Raw genomic sequence first — 20,432 nt, forward strand, 5'->3', positions numbered from 1 at the left:
TCCATAAAACAAAAACCGAAAAACAATGAATTCTACTCTTTTCTTTCCGATACGACATCATAGCGTTTCTGCGTCACTCTCTCTTCAAAAATATATAAACGAATTACGTCCTTCAGCAATTTTAATCGAAGGTCCTTACGACTTCAACCCAAAGATAGAAGAATTATTTTTACCTCATACTCTACCGATCGCAATCTACAGCGTCTTCAGAGACGAACAAGGATTTTCCAAAGGAGCGTATTATCCTTTTTGCAACTACTCTCCAGAATGGATCGCTCTACAAACGGCCAAAACCCTAAAAATTCCTGCTCGTTTTATAGACCTTCCTTGGGCCGATTTATATACCATCAAAAGTGTTTCGGAAAAACCAAATGTTAAAACGGTACACGACGAACTTTTTTGGAAAAACGACTTCGTTTTAGCACTTTGTAAAAAAATGGGAGTTTCCGATTTTCACGATTTATGGGATGAACTTTTCGAAGTCAATCACCTAACACAAATAGACGAGTATAAAGAACAAGTGACCCTTTTTTGTAATTACGTTCGAAAAGAAAATAAACATTCCGAAGAAATCGTTCAAGCAAGAGAAGCGTTTATGACACATCAAATTCGACTTGCACAAACACAATTTACGGGTCCGATTTTAGTAGTTACAGGAGGTTATCATTCTCATACACTTCAAGAAAAGATTTCCAAGCCGCCCCAAGCAGACGAATTATTCTGGGTCAATCAAGAGGAAAAATTCTACGACCGAGAAATTTCCTTAACTCCTTATTCCAACTCTAGATTAAACACAACTAATGGTTATACTTCCGGAATACCAAGTCCGGGTTTTTATGATTTTGTTTGGGAAAGTTTTCAAAAACAGGGATCGTTCGATCATCGTCTACTAGTTCAAAAAATCCTAAACGCACTTAGAAAAAAAGGACATAGAATCGGCTCCGCAGATAGGATCGCTTCCGAAACCATGAGCAAGGCCCTGGCCGATTTACGAGGTCACAAAAATATTTGGAAAAAAGATCTGATCGACGGCTTTCGTGCGACCGTCATCAAGGACGAAATCGCTAGAAACGTTAGTCACCATTTACTTGATTGTATTTCGGAAGTGATGGAAGGAAATCGTATCGGTCGTTTAGCAGAAGGAACATCCCTACCTCCGATCTTTTTTGACATAGAAATTATATTAAAAAAATTAAATCTTTCTGCAAAACGGGAAACTAGAATTTTAGAATTGAATTTGACGGATTCGGAACAAAGGGAACAAAGCAAGGTTTTACATCGTTTGTATCTTTTAGAGATCGCCGGTTATACTTTTTTAGAAGGTACGGATATGATCTCCCGAAAGGATTTAGAAAAAATAAAAGAAAAATGGAATATCTCTACAAAAGCTGAGTTTCATTCTTCTTGTATAGAAGCATCTCGTTACGGAGCCACACTCTCAGAAGCCTCAGCAGGAGTGTTAAATCAACGTATCCGTTCAGAAACCGATCCCGAACTGGCAGCCATCTGCCTCGTTGACGCAGCGTTAGCCGGTTTAGGAAAACATTTAACTTTTTTACTAAAACAATTTTCAGATATAATTTCAATTGCGGGCGATTTTTTAAGAATGTGTTCCGCGCTAAAACACATTTCTTATTTATATAAATATGACGAAATTATAATATTAGAAAACAGGGAAAGCCTAGAAGGAATATTTCGAGAAAGTTATCTACGATGTCTCAATCTTTTGGATCGATTAGGAGCCACATCCTCCGACGGTTTAAAACTAGCCAAAGGAGTTCAAACGATCGTACAGACATATCAGTATTTTGCCGAATCCTTAGAATTATCCTTAGAAGAGATACGGGGCGTGTTATCACGTGTGGGAACAGATGTAAAAATAGATCCTTTCGTACAAGGGGCCGTTTTCGGGGGACTGAATTTGATCGACGACCAATCGATCTTAGATCAGCTCAATTCATTTTATGATCCTACCGAACTTGGAGATTTTTTATCCGGATTTTTTTTAATCGCCCGAGAAACTGCTCAAAGAGACAAAACACTCCTAACCGCCCTAAACATTAGAATATCAGAATTATCTCATTCTGAATTTTTAGAAGCACTACCCGCCCTACGTATGGCTTTTACTTTTTTTACTCCCAGAGAAAAACATAAAATCGGCCAAAATTTATTTGAAATCATACGACCTTCCTTAGACAAACTATCCGATCATGAAAACCCAGAAACAATTTTAAGAGCAATCGAATTTGAAAAGATTTTGTTCGAAACCGCATCCAGATATGGAATTAGAACTAATTACTACGAAGACGTATAAAATTGAAAAATACAAGCCGGAGCTATTAAATGATTCGCAAAAACAAAGAAAAAATTAATCCGACCACATTCTTTTGTCGTGTTTCGTTTTATGGATATAATTCAAATTAAAACTTTTCTAACTATAAAAATATTACATATTCAATAATTACAATATATGAAAAACGATTTTAGCACATTCATTCGATGGAAACTCATTCTTGGCAACGGTTCAGAACAATCTTTTGGAAACGAAACATTTTCCGAAGAACAACAAAGAATGAACGTTGCGATGGAATATCTATACGGTAGAGAGTATAAAGAGGATCGTAACGTACGAACCGGAGGTCTGAACGAATCCAATCTGACCGTACCTTTATGGATCAACGAAATACATGAACTTTTTCCTAAAAGAACGATAGAACGGATCGAAAAAGACGCATTAGAACGTTATCAAGTGATGGAAATGGTAACCAATCCAGAACTTTTGAAACGGGCTTCGCCTAATACAACTCTTTTAAAAGCGGTATTACACACTCAACATCTTATGAATCCGCAAGTATTAAGCCTGGCCCGAGAACTCGTTCGAAAAGTGATCGATGAATTGATGAAAAAATTAGAAACTACAATATTAACTTCTTTTCAAGGAGTTAAAAATAGAAATCTACGTTCTTCTTTAAAGATTTATAAAAACTTCGACATCAAAAATACGATCCGCTCCAACTTAAAACACTACGATCTTAAATCCCAAAAGTTGATTCTTCAAAAGCCATTGTTTCATTCCAGAACTTATCGTTCTATAGCAGAACGTTGGCATCTAATCATTTTAGTGGACCAATCCGGAAGTATGTTGGACAGTGTCATCCACTCTGCGGTTACCGCTTCCATCTTTTGGGGAATTAAATCGATCAAGACCAGTTTGATTTTATTTGATACCGAAATCGTGGACGTTACAGATCATTGTTCTGATCCGGTAGAAACTCTCATGAAAGTGCAGTTAGGTGGTGGTACGGATATTGGTTCGGCTCTATTATATGCAGAAGGAAAAATCGAAAACCCGCGCAGAACCATAATCGTATTGATTAGCGATTTTTGCGAAGGAGCCCCTCCCTTAAAACTCATTTCCAACACTCATCACTTGGTGGAAAGCGGAGTGAAAGTGTTAGGTTTAGCAGCGTTAGACGAAACTTCAAATCCAAACTATGACAAGGAAATGGCAGAGAAACTCGTAAATGTGGGAGCAGAAATAGCCGCGATGACTCCTGGAGAACTTGCCAATTGGGTAAGCGAAAAAATCAAGTAGGAATACAATGCGTCAAGATATTCTCTCCTTATCACTGCAAGAATTAGAAGTTTTAACGAGCAAAGGAACGGTAAACCGAGCCCTAAAGGATATAGAATCCGGAACCAAAGGCGAGTGGAAAGAAACCGAAAACGGAAGTATTGAAGTCGTTTGGGAAGATTCGGTCACGTGTATTTTACCCGGGTCCGTTCCAATTCAAGAGTCAAGTTGTACTTGTTCTTCTACGGGAGTTTGTAGACATATCATACGAACGATTGTCGCTTATCAAAAACGAACCATCTCAGACAAACCAAATCTTTCTTGGAATCCGGGAAGTATTAGCGATGAAAGTTTGCGTTCTTTTATTTCCGCTTCTTCGTTTACAAAAGCCAAATCCATTTTTAATTCCGGCATTGCCGTAGAACTGGATAGAACGGACGTTCCGGTTGCAAAAATTCACGGACTTGGAACCGTTCACTTTCCAGTTCCGAACGATATTCGATACGCTCGTGCAGATTGTAAAGGATCACTTGGTGAACAGATAATCGCTGTAGCGGTATGGTCATTTCGTCTAACGCACTTAGAAAAAGAATTTGTTTCTACTAACATTCAAGAAATAAAAATCTCGTCAGATATTACGGATAGAGCCAATATAATTCTGAAAGAAATTGTACAATATGGATTTCAAGGAGCTTCCGAATATTTAAAAGAAAGATTGTCTCAATTGGAGCGTTCCTGTTTAGAAGAAGGGCTCTTATGGCCGGCGGAAGTTTTATCCGAGCTACAGGAGGAATATTCAAAATATCTTTTACACGATTCCTTGTTCGATCCAGATCAAGTTGTATACCTTTTAGGAGAATGGATTATACGAATGGATGCGTTAAAAGAAAATAAAGGTGCCGTTCCTTCTTTAGTCATCAGAGGAGATACAAAAGCGTATTCTTCCGAATTGATCGTCAGAAGTTTAATTGGGTTAGGCTCCGGAATCAAAGTTTTTAAAAAAGGTTTTGTAGTACTTTCTTATTTTGCCGATCCTAAATCCGACAAAATACTGTTATACGAATGTTCTTTCGAAAAGCAGATGGATGAACCGTTCCACTCTATCGGTAATTTTCCTGTGCTCAAGGGAATTCCAATTTACGATTTCGGAAAAAGTTCTATCCTCAGTTCTTCGATCAAAAAAAACGCATCTGGTAAATTACAATTCAGTAATAAAGTAACTTTAAATCCTCAGACGTTTTCTTTTGAATCTCTGAGCAGAAACATTTTTTCCGACAATTTTAATGAAACGATGAAAACACTTTTAGAAAAACCTCCTCGTCCTTTAGGTCCCCGTTGGGCGGCTGGTAATTTTTTTGTATTTAAAGTAGAACGTTTTACTCAACCTCATTTTGATAATATTTTACAACAAATGAATATAGAATTGGAAGATCAAAATGGGAACATTGCATACGCTCAGCTACCGTATTACAGCAGAGCATCCTACGGCATAGAAAATCTACAACACGCGTTAGTCGATTCTCATTTACGTTACGTCTGCGGAATTGCAGATGTAACCTCTGGCAGACTTTACATAAAACCGGTGTCGTTCGTAATCGAACAAGGGGGGAATCGTACGATGTTACAGCCTTATTTAGACCCAAAATCCCATTCCGACAAATCTAATTTTCAAACCCAAAATCAAGTTCGTTCAGAAACGGACTCCCTAAAAAATTATATTACAGAATTAAGAACTACTATCTCCGAAGTATGCCTAATAGGTCTAAAACAATTTGGTAAAATCAATCATTGGAAAAAACTAGTTCAACAATCCGAAAACCTAGGATTAAAAAGAATTTCGACTCTTTTAGAATCCGTAATTACATCAATACAATCTTCAAAAGAAACTAACGTTTCTCCTATTTTTACTTTAATCGCCCTACTTTGCCTTTCTAAAGAAATGGAACTTTTATCTCAAAAGTAATTTCTGTTATTTGTATAAGGTTTAGAAATCAAACATCGCCCTTTAAAGGACGATGTTTTTGAAAAACTTACTGTTCTACACAGAGAAGATTTAGATTGGTATTACAATCATGGTTATCAACGGTAAAAGCTCCTTCTGGAGTTATATCCGCTTGAAGTTGGGTTGTATTTCCAGCCTGTCCAGTAATAAGTCCGTCGGCAGAATTCCAATTATTACAGTTTGATAATGGCTCCCAAAGAAATCCAACGTTGTTTCCTAAACCGTTCCAAAAGAATTTTTGAGCTCCTGAATCAATTCCATTTTGAAGATTATCTACAACAATAGAATTTGCGTTTGTAGTAAAGGTAATCGTAGTGCCGTCGCTCCTACGGTATTGTTTGTTTGGATAAAGAACCCAATCTTTTTTATCTACTGATCCATCGAAAGCAGAAATAACTTGTCTTCCAGTTGGACCGTCGACAATCAAAGCCTTATAAGCTCCCGTTAAACTAGAAGATTTTGCAGCGGCACACTTTGCGTCTGCTCCAGAAATTCCACCTAAGTTTCCATTATAACCCGCCCCGTTATTGGTAGCGATAAAAGTTCTACAAAAAGAAGCATCCTTACAAGAAGTAACGACGGGAGTAGAAGTATTATTAGAAGAACCTAATGAATTGAGAAGGAAAAGAAGTAGTTCTGAATTATCTTCTTCTTTTTTATCCCCACACGAATAAAGAGCGCATACAACGGATCCGATAAGCAATGTTAGAAATATTTTTTTCAAGATTTTATTTCCTTATTTTAAATTGATTCGTTTGAATTTACTTTTTCAAGTTTAGATTTAAAAATTTTTAACCTAAAAAGCAAATCAAACGAACTTAGAACTAAATAACAGATCCAGGTGAGTATTTCTCACCTTTTGGAAATAAATTTATAATCTATTGGAAAAAACTTTTTTAAGTTCTATCAGTAAAGGTTACAACAAAGACATTATATTATATCTTGAACAGATTCGTTTTATAAGATACAGACTATATCTGAAAACAAAACTTTTTTTGACTTATAAGAACAAAAGGTTGTTTCCTAAAAAGTTTTTTATTTACAGTGCATCTCAAAACCTAAATAGAAAGGTGTTAGTTGAGTCACTTCGCGCGAACGCGCCGAATTTTTCACTTTATCGGAAAGATCAAGGCTGCGGCAACTAAAGCATCTCGCTTTTATTGGCGTTCAACGGGTTCTTATGAAAGTTTAAAAACAATACGTGATCGATTGATGAATAAAATCCATTAGAATCAATCAACGAGACTGTTTATTGAGAATTAGTATATAATGAATTTCTAATTTTATTTCGGTCATTTAAATGATTATTTGTATGTAGAAATTTGTTCTTTAGATTTGGATTTATAGGAATTCCTTGAAAAATTCCGCACAAAACTTCAAAATTACTACCGTTTTTAATGTGAGTTCGACGTAATAAAATTAGGGCGAATCTGGCTTGCCACAGGCAGCCGGACCAGGCTCTTTAGCTTCGGTCAAGTTATTGTGAAACTACAGAATCAGATTCAATTTTCATAAAATACCAATAACTTGATCCTAAAACGCTTTCGTAAAAAGCGTTTTGCTGAGTTTCCAACGCGACCCTGCAGAGCGCCCCTTAGGAAAGCGTTTTGCTGAGTTAACGCGATTCATAGAGAGCGTTGTGCTGAGTTCATTCATCGATCCCTTTCGCGTTATATCAAACTCACGTATTTTTAATATTTCTCTAAGAGCCTAATAAATCCAATGTAGTAGTTCCCACAGATTACTACTCGGATATATCAAAAGAATACGATTGTGAACTTGTTTTAAAAGTTAGAATGTGGGATCTACCACAAAAAAGCCCAAAATTTGGGTTAGGTGTAGTTTTTTGAGAACCTTTGCATCCTCGCTAAAATGCCAGTAATTTTTAGTGTTATTTTTATGCGTCCGAGTAGTAGGTTTCTTTACGCAGTTTCTGACTTTTTAAGAGTTTTCCGCTCTTAAAAAATTGTAATAGTTCCCACATTTTCAAAGACTATTTAACGTGAGTTCGACGCAAGAAACCCATAATACTGAAAAAAAGTTGGAATCAGAACTTCATAGATCGATTCTTTAAATGTGGGAACTATTACAAACCACGGTTTTACAAACAAATTCTAAAATTAGAGGAACTACTACTTTTTAAAAATTTTTTCTTAAGCCGGACTCACATTAAACTGGGATTTAAATTTTAAAGATGGCCGTAAAACAGCGGTTTTATGCAAAAATCGGATTGGACGATGATTCTTTTGGTATTTCATAGTAGTTCCCACATTTTCAAAGTTTAATTGGTAAATCTACGATTTGCAATAGTTCCTACATTTATTTTTTTTACGAAAAAATTGACCTAAGATTTCCTTACGTTAATATAAGTTCACCAAAACTCCATTACCGACTAACGCTACAAAAGTTTTTGATCCGAAAAATAATTCACTCAAGAACCAAATGTATATTAGGTGCCGCTTATACACATTTTATGGCAAATATTTATTATTAATTTATTAAAATATTCTACTTTACTACAATTTAGAATCTGTCAATTTCTACCAAATTCTTTTTTCCAATACAAAATCCCTAAAAGTACAAAACCAATCAGACAAAGAAACCCTTGCCAAAACCGTAATAAGAAAAAATACCCTAAAGAAAACATTCCAAAAAATAAAGCGGCCGTTCCTAATAGCCAAAGAAAGATTTTTTTATAAAAATCCTCGAGCCTTTTTTTATCATCTTCCCCTTTCCAAAATCCGATAGGATCTACTCTTTTTATAAAATCGTCTAACGTGTTTTGTGGAACTGGCGGAGTTAGGAACGTAACTAGGATAGAAACCACAACGGAACCAATCGCAACCCAAAATAAAAGATATTCCGATCGAATATTTGGAAAAGAGGGATACAAAATCATAGAAAGGATCAGCGCAGTGATCATTCCAGAAAGTTCGGTCCAAGCGTTAGTTCTCCACCAAATCCATCTTAGTATCTGAGGCAATCCCATTCCGGAAGCAAACGCCAGCAAAAACTTCCAAGCGTTTGCGATGGATTGAATCTGAGTGGCTACCAAAATGGCGATGATAGACATAGTAACTACTGCAATTCTACTCGCTTTCACTAAAGTTTTATCGTCCGCTTTTGGATGTACAAATCTCAAATAAAAATCGTTTACGATATAACTCGCACCCCAATTGATATGAGTGTCAGCCGTAGACATAAAAGCAGCCATCAAACTCGCAAATACAATCCCTAAAATTCCGTTGGGTAATATCAATTTCATTAAAATTGGATATCCCATCTCGCGATCCCCGCCAACGATCCAGCCTTCCGAAAAGTATTTCGTCGGATCATGCAGAGGAAACACGACTAACGTTACAAGTGCGGTTAATATCCAAGGCCAGGTACGAATCATAAAATTGGCCACGTTGAACCAAAGAGATCCTTTTTCCGCTTCTTTTGGATTTTTTGCGGTATGAATTCTCTGAGCCAAATATCCGGAACCGTCAGAATAATACTGAGCCCACCACTGTACGCTTATAAATATTAGAAAAACGTTAATTGGTAACGAAGCTTCCTGAAAGTCCGGCCAAAAACTCAAAATCGATTTGTGTTTGTCGGGATATATTTCTTCCATTTTTGAAAGCAGTCCGGAAACTCCTCCCTGGCTCGAAACCGCATATACCGCGAACAAAATAGCCCCTCCCATTCCCAGAGCAAATTGAACAAGATCGGTCAGGATCACACCTTGGATCCCTCCCATACTGCTATATACAATCACCACCAAAAATAGAATCAAAACAGTAATCGTATTATTCAAAGAATCGAATATTAAAAAAGAAGGCCATACGTTTTGTATGATCGCAAATCGATCGGCGCCGAGTAAATCTTTCCAATCTAAAAAAGGTCCGGTAATTTTGGACATCGCTTTAAATACCCATCCGAGTACAATCGAATTTACTAATATACTTAAATAGAATGCCTTGACCATTCTAAGTATGATCGCCGGTTTACCTCCATAACGTAGTTCTACAAATTCTACGTCCGTGAGTACTTCCATCCTTCTCCATTTACCCGCAAAAAAAACGGTCATGGCCATATAACCGATCGCCCAACTCCACCAAAACCAATTAGCCGAAATTCCATCAGCCGCGACAAAACCGGTAATTACAAGTGGAGTATCCGCGACGAACGTGGTCGCAACCATGGAAGTTCCGAGCCACCACCAAGGTAGTTTACGATCGGCTACAAAGTAGGATACGAGACTTTTGCCCGCTTTTGGAGAAAGTAAGATCCCCGCCGCAAACGCAAAGGATAGATACATAAATATAAAAAACCAATCGATAACGCTGAACATATTTTTTTCTTAAAGGTAAAATCAAGACTCGTTTGAAGTTGATAAAACTTTCGTCAGTTTTAATACCTTTCCTGAAAACGAAACCTTCTTTCCAAAATATAATGAATCAAAATCGAATTCTCTTGATCCTCCGTCTGTTATGAAAATCATGACTGCCATAAGGTTATGGCAAATATAATCGTTCAAAAATACGGCGGAACTTCCGTGGGTACTCCGGAAAGGATCCAGAACGTCGCAAGAAGAATCAAATCCTATCATGATAAAGGTCAACAAGTGGCGGTTATAGTTTCCGCGATGGGGCATACCACGGATGAACTTGTAGACCTCGCGGCAAAAATTTCTTCCAATCCGCCTAAACGTGAAATGGACATGTTACTTTCTACGGGCGAACAAATTTCCACTGCACTTCTCGCTATGGCTCTTTGGGAAATCGGAGTTCCAGCCACTTCTTTTACAGGTTCTCAAATCAAACTTCTTACGGACGGAAATTTCTCAAATGCTAAGATCAAAATGATCGATCGATCCAGAATCGATTCTGCGTTGAACGAAGGTAAGGTGGTCATCATCGCGGGTTTTCAGGGAATAGACGCGGAAGAAAATATCACAACTTTAGGAAGAGGTGGTTCCGACACTTCTGCTGTCGCTGTCGCCGCCGTTTTAGGTGCAAAAGAATGTGAGATTTATACGGACGTGGATGGGGTTTACACCGCCGATCCAAGAGTTGTTCCCAGCGCCAAAAAACATAAACAAATTACTTACGAAGAAATGCTCGAGCTAGCGAGTTTAGGTGCGGGTGTTCTTCATTCCAGAAGTGTGGAACTTGGGATGAATTACGACGTGGTCATTCATGTTCGCTCTAGTTTCAACGATAATATAGGAACGCTCGTGGTGAGCGAGGATAAGATTATGGAAAAATTAAAAGTAAGTGGTGTTACCGCTAAAAACGATCAAGCAAGAATTACAATCGCAGGGGTTCCGGATAAACCAGGTTTAGCTGCAGGACTTTTTGGCGAGCTTAGTTCTAAACATATTCTTGTAGATATGATCGTTCAATCTTCTCCGCATAACGGTATGAATACGATTTCCTTTACTATTCCGAAAAAAGACGTCCAAGAAGCGAAACCCATTCTTCAAGGATTCTCGAAGTCGCATAACGCAAGTGAACCAGAAATCAACGAAAATATTGCGATCGTTTCCGCGGTCGGAGTCGGCATGAAATCACACGTAGGTGTCGCTGCAGGAATGTTCAAAGCACTTGCAGACAACGGAATCAACATAGAAATGATTTCTACTTCGGAGATCAAGATCTCCTGTGTAATTGCAGAAAGTCAGGCTAAAATCGCTGTCAATAAAATTCACGACGTATTTGGTCTTTCTTCTTAAAGTCCGTTCCAAAATCCACAAACGTCACTTTGAAAATTTACTGTACCACGACAGTTTCCAATCCTTTTTTGTTTAGGGATTTTTAAACCTTATTTTCCATTCGCCACTTTTATCAAAACCCAATTAGTCGATGATTTTTTGATAGTATTCATTTTATCTTTTTTAAACCGGTTTTATTTTTTTCAAAGTATATTCAAAAAAAATTATAAACGATTATGATTTTTTTGAAAGACCATTGGCACAGTCAAAATTTATTTTTAGATACTTCTACAAAACCGGTCCTGATTCTTATTTTTATGTAAAGCTTTAAAAAATTATATTTATTGAATATTATATAGTTTTAATTAAAAAACTGTTTCAACTGACCACTCCCATAAAACAGATTGAAAATTCATTTTTCAATAACTCTAGTTTTAAAAACGTTTATTTTAAACTAACGTGAGTTAACACAAAAAGGATCGATGCGATAGGAACTTTAGCAAAACACTCTTTCAAACTAAAACGTCTCACTGTTCGACAGGCTCATATACTACATTGGATTATACAGAACTCTCCTAACCGACGCTTTATAACAACATTTACCGAGGTTCAATTTTATGGGATGAGTAAAACATATATTCTAGCAACAAACATAATTCAAAATTAAAAATACGAAACACAGTAGTTTTCATAATTACGTCTCTTTAGATAGTTATAAATTTCTAATTCTATTCTTTCTTTAACTATATTATAGATTTTTAAAAGCCGATCATTTATAATGAAAACGCTTCTGCGAACCTGTTTCTCCCGATCAATCACGAACCTTTCGCACCCTTGTATTGATTCTCTGTTTGGCGATTGAACGGTTTCGCTTAGCATTTGTTCAGCATGGCAAAAGTAGGTTCGCAATTATTATGTCTATAAAAGCCAATAAAGCTTTTATAATATATAATTTTTCGACCTATCAAGCCGCTGTTCTTTCTCTTCTTTAAAAGGAGAGAAAGAACAAGCCAAAGCCAATCCAGATTGTATTCAATTCCGACAGAACCCAATTTATTTCAGTTTGAATTCTCTATGACAAAATAGCGCCCCTTCTGAACTTGAAAAGAATGAGTTCAGCCGAGAAAAAATTCTCTAAAAGTATGATATCAGAATTTGTTCGTAAAACCGCGATTCGTGGTAGTTCCCACATTTTAGGAATCGATCTGTAAAGTTCAGATTTCAACTTTTTTCAGAAAAATGAATCATGTTCAAACTCACGTTAGTATAAAATCAATTTTAAGGTAGATCCCCACTTTGTAACATGAACAAAAAAGTGACTACTCACACATGAAAATAATACGATTCTAATATTTCTTTCAAAACTTAAAATGTGGGAACTAACACAAAACAAGCATAAATTACGGAACAACACAAATTATAAGAGCTTTTACACTTTCGCAAATAATACACTGCTCATTTTTGATGCCATTTTCATAATAATTTAACATGGGTTTGGCGTAAAAGATTCACTTTATAAAAACCTAATCTTTCCATAAAAAATAAATATGGAACTTTTCGACGCGAATCACAAAAAATGAATGTTTAAAAATTCGTAATGCGACTTAATCCGTGGGAACTACTGCAAATCGGAATTTTACGGTAAAACTTAAAATGTGGGAACTCCACTATTTTTAGTCTTTAAAAAACTAGGATTCATCATACTATAAATGAATGTAGGAACTCTTCTTTAGAAAAATTTCTCTTATGCTCAAACCCACTCTAAAATATTTCCGAACGATAATTCCAAACTAAAACTTCAACGTGAGCAGAGCGTTTTGCTTTAGTTCATTCATCGATCCCTTTCGCGTTAACTCAAGATAATTTTAAAATAGAGTTATTGAAAAATTCCATGGTGGGATTAACAAAACTGCGTCCATCTGCCGTTTTCATAAAACAAAAACAGATGGAGAATTCATCTTTCAACAACTCTAATGATTATCTTCGAATTTTACAAAATCATCGAAAGCAAAATCAATCAATTGATAATTTGATAAAATTTAAATACCTATAAATAAATTATGGAGTATTTTTTTATATTTAAATATTATTTATTTTTAATAAATAAATGAATTAATTGTTTTTCCAAACAAATTTTCATTTTAGGGCCTGTCCTAAAACCGTCCAACGTGGGAACTCATACAAAAATGATAATAACAAAAGAATACTACTGATCTCTATAAAATTGAGCACCGTTAAGTTTATCACAAAACACTCATTCCATGCAAAATATTAGGTACTTTATTATATTAGTTATGAGTAAAAAAGAATAAATCATTCCATACGACGGTTTTTGTGGGAACTAACACATTGGATTGAAGATTTAAAAAAGATTCATTCTAAAATTTGGGGACAAATTTTAACTAAGAATCAAATTTTCGCATAAAACTATTAACTTTCAGACATGACAAAAATTAAAAATCTATTTCGGAGATGAGTTAAAGTCCAAAAAGAGACGACTCCCTTCTATAATTTATACTTTCCGAATATACAAAATTCCTAAAAATCTAAATACTATCTTATTTTTTAAAATTTTTATTTTAAAAAATGATTTTATTTAAGAAAATTTGAATTTCTTTCCGAAATTCTATATAACATTTTCAACCACTTTCCAAAACTCGGGATGACAAAAGATAAACAATCCATTTTTATAGCACACGTTCTTCGCAAAGATGACGGTAGTTTCGTTGAACATCTCATAGACGACCACCTCTATTCGGTAGCGGAGTTTGCAAAAAAATTCTGTGAAAAATTTGGAGCAGAAACTTTTGGTTATCTAATAGGTCTTTGGCACGATTTAGGAAAATTTAAATTAGAATTTCAAGAAAGAATTCGAATCCGTTCAGGACATATTGGAGAAGAAGCCCACCTAGAAGGAAAAACGGCAAAGTCAGTAAAACACTCAGTCAGCGGAGCGATTCACTGTCTCAACAAATTCAAACAAAGCGATATTATTAAAAAATTAATATGTCTACCAATACTTTGTCATCACTCCGGTCTAAAAAATTTTGGGATCGACGTAGATATTCAGCTAAACGACGAAAAAGAAATTTCGGCATTATCCGAAACCATTACGTATATCCCTCAACAAATATTAGACGGAATCGAATTAAAGCAACTCGGTAAAAGTTTTAAAGATCATTCCTTATTAATCCGGATGTTATTCTCCACCTTAATCGACGCGGATAGACTAGATACAGAAAGATTTATGGATCTAGTCAAATTCAAAGAAAGATATTCAAAAACCATAATCCTACAAGATTTAAATATCAAATTAGACAAACACCTGAACGACATACAAAAACAAGCAGATGCTACAAAAGTAAATTCAATTAGAAAAAGAATCTTAGAAGAAGTTCAATCAAAAACAAATCTAAAACCCGGATTTTATACTTTAACCGTTCCTACCGGAGGAGGTAAAACGTTAACTTCTTTATCGTTTGCTTTAAAACATTGTATTGAAAACAAAATGGATCGAGTGATCTACGGTGTTCCTTATTTAAGTATCATAGAACAAACCGCAGACGTATTCAAAAAAATATTGGGGGAAGATTCCGTTTTAGAACATCATTCGGGTATAGATATTTCCAAGGAAAAAGAAAATTCTATAAATAGGCTTTTGACCGAAAACTGGGATCATCCTTTAATCGTAACCACAAATGTTCAATTTTTTGAAAGTCTATTTTCCTCTAAAACCACAAAAGTAAGAAAACTTCATAATATTATAAATAGCGTAATTATTTTGGATGAGGCGCAGATGATTCCTCCCCAATTTTTACAACCGATCGTAAAAACACTAAAAGAATTAGTAGAATATTATAATGTAACAATAATATTATGCACCGCCACCCAACCCACGTTATCTTCTATAAAATCTACCGATCTCAATTTTGACGGGATTGACACAGCAATAGAATTGGCTCCAGAACCGGAAAAACTTTTTCAAGAGCTAAAACGAGTAATAATTCACAAACCGGAAGAGAAAAAACTAAGTTTTATGGAAGTTGCAACAAGAATTTTAAATTACGATCAGGTTTTAACAATCGTAAATCGTAAAAGCGACGCCAGTGGAATTTTCAATCAACTAACCGGAAATAAATATTATCTAACTACAAATCTTTGTGCAGAACATCGCAGAGACATTCTTAAAAAAGTAAAAAATCATCTAAACAATGGAGAATCGGTTTATCTAGTCAGTACTCAATTGATTGAAGCGGGAGTTGATATTGATTTTCCTATCGTTTTTAGAGCCGTTGCCGGACTCGATAGTATCGCCCAAGCGGCCGGAAGATGTAACCGTGAAGGTAAATTATTAGATGAAAACGGACAAGAAAAACTAGGAGAAGTATTTTTATTTAAACCAGAACAAAATCCTCCTGCCGGACATCTTTTACAAACCGAACAAGCAAGTAGAGATTGTATAAAAAACTTTGAAGAGCTAATCCATCCAGATACTTTAAAACAATACTTTAACACTTTATTTTGGTTAAAACAAGATAAAGGATTAGATAAAGAAGAAATAGAGAAAGATAAAAGAAGTTTTCAATTTGAAACGATCAATAAAAAATTCAAGTTAATCGACGAAGACTCCAGACCAGTCATTGTACCTTACAAAGAAGGTAAAGATCTAATCGTTCAATTACAAAACTCAGTCATACAAAATAATTTTTTAGACTATAAACTGATTCGAAAATCACAACGTTATACCGTAAATCTCAAAACAAATCTGTACAACAAACTTCTATCCGAAGGAATCATTTCCGAAATCGAAGGGATTATAGGAATTTTAACTTTCGGTTCTTATTATCATAATGATTTAGGAATATTAGAATCTCCGAATGAACAAGATTTAATCATTTAATGGAAACAAAAAGTATGAAGGAATCAAAAATATTTCAATTAAAAGTGTGGGGAGAAAACGCGTGTTTTACCAGACCCGAAATGAAGGCGGAAAGAGTCTCCTACGACGTGATCACTCCTTCCGCAGCCAGAGCCATTTTCGACGCAATCCTTTGGAAACCCGCAATCCTTTGGATCATCCATAAAATTGATATTCTAAAACCGATCCTCTGGGAATCCGTTCGTAGAAACGAATTAGGTTCTAAAATTGCTCCTCAAAATATTACGCAAACGATGGAAGCCGGAACCGGTAATTTAGCTCTTTATATCGAAGAAGAAAGACAACAAAGAGCGGGACTATTTCTTAAAGACGTATCTTATATCTTACACGCCAGTTTTAAACTCACCAAAAGAGCGGGAGACGGAGATAGCATCACAAAATTTGAAGAGATGTTTAAACGAAGAGCCGAAAAAGGACAATGTCATCATCAACCTTATTTTGGTAATCGAGAATTTGCCGCCTACTTTTCGTTAAACGATCAAACAGAAAAGTTAATCAAAATAGAACAACAAGATTTAGGTTGGATGTTATACGATCTTGATTTTGAAGACTATGATTTTGATACAAAAAGTTATAAGGATGCTAGCCCAAAATTTTTCCGAGCAGAAATCCAAAACGGTAGTATTGTAATTCCGGATCTGAATACAAATGGAGCAAGACTATGATTTTACAAGAATTAGTAAACTATTATGAACGAAAATTAGAAGAAGGGGAAATAGCGAGAGAAGGATTTGAAAGAAAAGAAATTCCTTATCTGATCGAAATTGATCAAGAAGGTAATTTCATTCGATTTATCTCAACGCGGCAAGATGAAAAAAAGAAACGAGCTTCCTCATATACAATTCCAAAAGCGGTCATAAGGTCCAGCGGTATCAACGCAAATCTACTTTGGGATAATTTCGAATATATCTTCGGCTTAGAAAAAAAAGAAAAACAAAAAGATTTTATCCGCAAAATTCAAGATTTAGAAAGTAAATCGGAAAAGCCTTCGTCTTTAACATCCATTCTAAATTTCTTTTCTAAATTGGAAATGTCCGAACTTAAAAAAGATCCTCTCTGGGCTGAAATCGAAGAGGACAAACACTATCTCACTTTTAAACTACAAGGACAAAATGAAATCATCTGTTCCGATAAAAAAATCGTTCAAACGATTTCTAAAAACGTTTCCGAAGATGAAGTAGAAAAAGGAATCTGTTTAGTTACTGGAAAAATGGACTCCATTGAAAGACTCCATTCTAAAATCGGTTTAACCGGAGCCAATACTTCCGGCGCCAACTTAGTTTCGTTCAATTTAGATGCCTTTGAATCTTATGGAAAAAAACAAGGCGCAAACGCTCCTACGGGCAAATACGCAAACTTTGCTTACGGAACTTCGATCAGTTCATTAACCTCAAAAGACAGCCGTCAAAAAATGCTCATAGGAAATACGACCATGATGTTTTGGTCGGAGTCTAAAAATGAATTAGAAGACGAATTCCTATTTTTATTAAAACCCTCAGATGAAGACCCAAAAAAAGACTCAAAACGAGAACAAGAAGCACGCAGTAATCAAACAATCAAAGAACATTTTGTTTCTCCTTTTACCGGAAAATTGCAATATCTGTTAAACGATGGAACTAAATTTTTTATCTTAGGTCTTGCACCTAACGCGGCCCGAATTTCCATTCGTTTTTGGTATCCTTCCACAGTCGGAGAAATTTCTAAAAACATAAATCAACATTTTACGGATCTAAAATTAGAAATACCTAATATTGAGTCCGGTTTTATCAGTTTAAATCGAATCCTGAGTTCCACTGCCATTCAAGGTAAAATAGAGAACGTCAATCCATCCTTAAGCGGTAAATTAGTAACTTCTATTATTAGTGGAAGTGAATATCCTAGAACCTTACTTTCTTCTATTTTGACCCGACTTAAGGCAGACAAAGAAATTTCTTTCGTAAGAGTCTCCGTACTAAAAGCAATCTTAAATCGAAAAGGAAGATTTGAAAAATTTAAAAACTATAAGGAGTTAACTACATCCATGGACGAAGAAAACATAAACGTAGCCTACCGACTCGGAAGACTTTTTGCCGTAATGGAAAGATTACAAGAAAGAGCAAATCCGGGAATCAATGCTACTATTAGAGACAGATATTTTTCCTCTGCATCTTCAAGACCTGCTACTGTTTTTCCGGTATTATTCAACCTAAGTATGCATCACGCACGCTTCTAAATCCGGAAGTGTCTGGTTCGAAAAACTAAAAGGCGAAATTTTATCTCCTTTATCGGGAAAAATCCCCAACACATTCAGCCTCGAAGACCAAGGACTGTTTGCAGTTGGCTACTATCACCAAAGAAACGCTCTTTTTAAGAAAAAAGAAGAAGAATTACCACAAGGAGAATCAGAATGAGCAATCCAATTCAAAATCGATACGAATTTGTCTATTTATTTGATGTAAAAGACGGAAATCCAAACGGAGATCCTGACGCTGGAAATCAACCTAGAGTTGATCCGGAAACAGGAAACGGTTTAATCACAGACGTTTCTTTAAAACGAAAAGTAAGAAACTACGTGACTATCGTAAAAAGCGCCGCTCCGCCTAACGATATTTATATTAAAGAGAAAGCGGTCTTAATTGAAACTCACGAAAAAGCATACGTAGCAGTCGGAGCTAAATTAGAAACTCCTAAAAAAGAAGAAAAAGAAAAAAGAACCGGAGGAGACCAAGTTGGCAAAGCGAGAGAATGGATGTGTAAAAACTTTTACGACGTGCGCACCTTTGGAGCCGTAATGGCACTAAAAGTAAATGCTGGCGTAGTTAAAGGACCCATTCAATTTACTTTCGCTCGTAGTATCGATCCTGTTATCAATCTAGAACATAGTATCACTAGAATGGCGGTTGCAACCAAAAAAGAAGCTGAAGACCAAGACGGAGATAACAGAACGATGGGCCGTAAACATACAATTTCTTACGGACTTTATCGCGCTCACGGTTTTATCTCTGCTCATTTTGCAAACGACACTGGTTTTTGCGAAGAAGATTTAGAATTATTCTGGTCTTCCTTACAGAATATGTTTGATCACGATCGTTCCGCTGCCAGAGGAGAAATGAATTGTAGAGGTTTATACATATTCAAACACGTAGGAGACGGAAAAGACACCAACCAAGCAAAGTTAGGAGTTGCACCGGCACATAAACTTTTCAATCTGATTTCTGTATCCAAAAAAGACGATTCAACGCCTGCTAGAGATTTTTCAGATTATTCTGTCAAAATTCAGGAATCGGATCTGCCGGCAGGAGTGGAGTTGATCAAAAAAGTTTCTTAAAAAGAAAAATATACAAACAATATTAGTTTAGTTTATTTTTATATTTAAATATATCAATAAACTAAATTAATTTTTGTATTACTGATTTCTATAAAATTGAGCACCGTTAATTCTATCACAAAACGCTGATTCTATGTAAAATATTAGGTACTTTATTATATAATTATGAGTAAAGCAGGAAAGCAAAATATTCAACTCCCTAAAATTAGGCGCAAATCGTTTCAAGATTTACTACTTAATGTCGAGTAAATCAATAAACAGAATGTTTTTTATATATTCAATTTATTTTAAATGAATCCCACTAAAGGTTACAGATTAGAATATTTTAAATTTTGCCTTTATATAGAGTTTTTTCTCAAAGTTGTAGTATTTTATTATATAGAGATCGGTAAATTCTACTTACGAACAAATTTAAATTCAATGAGGACCATTAACGATAATCTTACTCAAAAATTGAATGACTTTATTTAACTTGAATTCGACGTAATAACGTCCGGGTAAATTGTTCACAAATTTGATGGCCAAAGAGACAGACAAACCGCCCTGTTTCAATTTCTTTGGAATTTCCACTACGATTCGCTTTCGTATTATGTTGTTTTAGGTTTATCTTAAACTTCTAAAAAATAGAAAACGAATTCGTTTTGATAGGTTTTTTAAAATAAGTTTTGAATGTAATAGTTCCCACAGATTACGTCTCATTCTATGATTTTAGCAGTTTCAGAACATTTTAGTTTGATTCATAAAATGAAGTAGTTCCCACATTCTAATTTTTTAGATAAATTTATAGTATTCATAGTTCTAGAATAAAGTGCTCAGTATTTTGCGTTGAAACAGGATTTTACAAAAAAAATTACAGTACTCAATCTTATAGGGATCGATAGTATTATTTTTACACATCTACGCAATAAT

General features: G+C 35.3%; 9 protein-coding genes and 2 pseudogenes. 9 read left to right on the forward strand and 2 right to left on the reverse strand.

Going from position 1 to position 20,432, the window contains the following annotated elements:
* Nucleotides 1–25 precede the first annotated feature (25 nt).
* The 3 genes from LEP1GSC049_RS219690 to LEP1GSC049_RS219680 all read left to right on the forward strand — a co-directional run bounded on the left by LEP1GSC049_RS219690 (nt 26) and on the right by LEP1GSC049_RS219680 (nt 5,537).
* On the forward strand, nt 26–2,314 hold the full coding sequence (locus LEP1GSC049_RS219690; RefSeq protein ID WP_004762448.1) for a DUF5682 family protein: 2,289 nt from the start codon (nt 26–28) through the stop codon (nt 2,312–2,314).
* 156 nt (nt 2,315–2,470) lie between these two features.
* Complete coding sequence (locus LEP1GSC049_RS219685) at nt 2,471–3,595, forward strand: vWA domain-containing protein (protein WP_004762436.1); 1,125 nt, start codon at nt 2,471–2,473, stop codon at nt 3,593–3,595.
* Nucleotides 3,596–3,602: 7 nt separating this feature from the next.
* A complete protein-coding gene (locus tag LEP1GSC049_RS219680) occupies nt 3,603–5,537 on the forward strand; it encodes a hypothetical protein (RefSeq protein WP_016560620.1) in 1,935 nt (644 codons plus the stop codon).
* A gap of 67 nt (nt 5,538–5,604) precedes the next feature.
* On the opposite strand, the gene lenA is transcribed toward LEP1GSC049_RS219680, so the two are convergent.
* The gene (lenA, locus tag LEP1GSC049_RS219675; RefSeq protein ID WP_004751076.1) at nt 5,605–6,300 is read right to left on the reverse strand and encodes an endostatin-like outer membrane protein LenA; all 696 of its coding nucleotides are present in this window, start codon (nt 6,298–6,300) and stop codon (nt 5,605–5,607) included.
* A 157-nt stretch (nt 6,301–6,457) separates the two neighbouring features.
* Here lenA and LEP1GSC049_RS2000000229025 point away from each other — a divergent pair.
* A pseudogene (locus LEP1GSC049_RS2000000229025) lies at nt 6,458–6,806 on the forward strand (hypothetical protein).
* Nucleotides 6,807–8,109: 1,303 nt separating this feature from the next.
* Here the strand turns inward: LEP1GSC049_RS2000000229025 and LEP1GSC049_RS219670 are convergent.
* On the reverse strand, nt 8,110–9,915 hold the full coding sequence (locus tag LEP1GSC049_RS219670; RefSeq protein ID WP_016560645.1) for a sodium:solute symporter family protein: 1,806 nt from the start codon (nt 9,913–9,915) through the stop codon (nt 8,110–8,112).
* Nucleotides 9,916–10,080: 165 nt separating this feature from the next.
* Between LEP1GSC049_RS219670 and LEP1GSC049_RS219665 the strand changes: the two genes are divergently transcribed.
* The 5 genes and pseudogenes from LEP1GSC049_RS219665 to cas7c all read left to right on the forward strand — a co-directional run bounded on the left by LEP1GSC049_RS219665 (nt 10,081) and on the right by cas7c (nt 19,523).
* Nucleotides 10,081–11,298 carry an aspartate kinase gene (locus tag LEP1GSC049_RS219665; protein ID WP_004751000.1) on the forward strand — a complete coding sequence of 406 codons (1,218 nt, stop codon included), beginning with the start codon at nt 10,081–10,083 and terminating at the stop codon, nt 11,296–11,298.
* Nucleotides 11,299–13,939: 2,641 nt separating this feature from the next.
* Nucleotides 13,940–16,177 carry a CRISPR-associated helicase/endonuclease Cas3 gene (locus LEP1GSC049_RS219660; protein ID WP_016560536.1) on the forward strand — a complete coding sequence of 746 codons (2,238 nt, stop codon included), beginning with the start codon at nt 13,940–13,942 and terminating at the stop codon, nt 16,175–16,177.
* On the forward strand, nt 16,177–16,881 hold the full coding sequence (gene cas5c / locus LEP1GSC049_RS219655) for a type I-C CRISPR-associated protein Cas5c (protein ID WP_004757770.1): 705 nt from the start codon (nt 16,177–16,179) through the stop codon (nt 16,879–16,881). Before LEP1GSC049_RS219660 ends, cas5c begins: the two co-directional genes overlap by 1 nt.
* Nucleotides 16,878–18,606: pseudogene (cas8c, locus tag LEP1GSC049_RS12225) on the forward strand (type I-C CRISPR-associated protein Cas8c/Csd1). Before cas5c ends, cas8c begins: the two are co-directional and overlap by 4 nt.
* On the forward strand, nt 18,603–19,523 hold the full coding sequence (gene cas7c, locus LEP1GSC049_RS219650; RefSeq protein WP_004751034.1) for a type I-C CRISPR-associated protein Cas7/Csd2: 921 nt from the start codon (nt 18,603–18,605) through the stop codon (nt 19,521–19,523). Before cas8c ends, cas7c begins: the two are co-directional and overlap by 4 nt.
* Nucleotides 19,524–20,432: the final 909 nt, after the last annotated feature.

It is taken from the genome of Leptospira kirschneri serovar Cynopteri str. 3522 CT (assembly GCF_000243695.2).
Taxonomy (GTDB): Bacteria; Spirochaetota; Leptospiria; order Leptospirales; family Leptospiraceae; genus Leptospira; species Leptospira kirschneri.

Bases quoted from the DNA above. Each gene is read 5' to 3' on its own strand.
- LEP1GSC049_RS219670 (WP_016560645.1), bottom strand. From the start codon at position 9,915: ATGTTCAGCGTTATCGATTGGTTTTTTATATTTATGTATCTATCCTTT.
- LEP1GSC049_RS219660 (WP_016560536.1), top strand. From the start codon at position 13,940: ATGACAAAAGATAAACAATCCATTTTTATAGCACACGTTCTTCGCAAA.
- LEP1GSC049_RS219680 (WP_016560620.1), top strand. From the start codon at position 3,603: ATGCGTCAAGATATTCTCTCCTTATCACTGCAAGAATTAGAAGTTTTA.
- cas7c (WP_004751034.1), top strand. From the start codon at position 18,603: ATGAGCAATCCAATTCAAAATCGATACGAATTTGTCTATTTATTTGAT.
- LEP1GSC049_RS219690 (WP_004762448.1), top strand. From the start codon at position 26: ATGAATTCTACTCTTTTCTTTCCGATACGACATCATAGCGTTTCTGCG.
- LEP1GSC049_RS219685 (WP_004762436.1), top strand. From the start codon at position 2,471: ATGAAAAACGATTTTAGCACATTCATTCGATGGAAACTCATTCTTGGC.
- LEP1GSC049_RS219665 (WP_004751000.1), top strand. From the start codon at position 10,081: ATGGCAAATATAATCGTTCAAAAATACGGCGGAACTTCCGTGGGTACT.
- cas5c (WP_004757770.1), top strand. From the start codon at position 16,177: ATGGAAACAAAAAGTATGAAGGAATCAAAAATATTTCAATTAAAAGTG.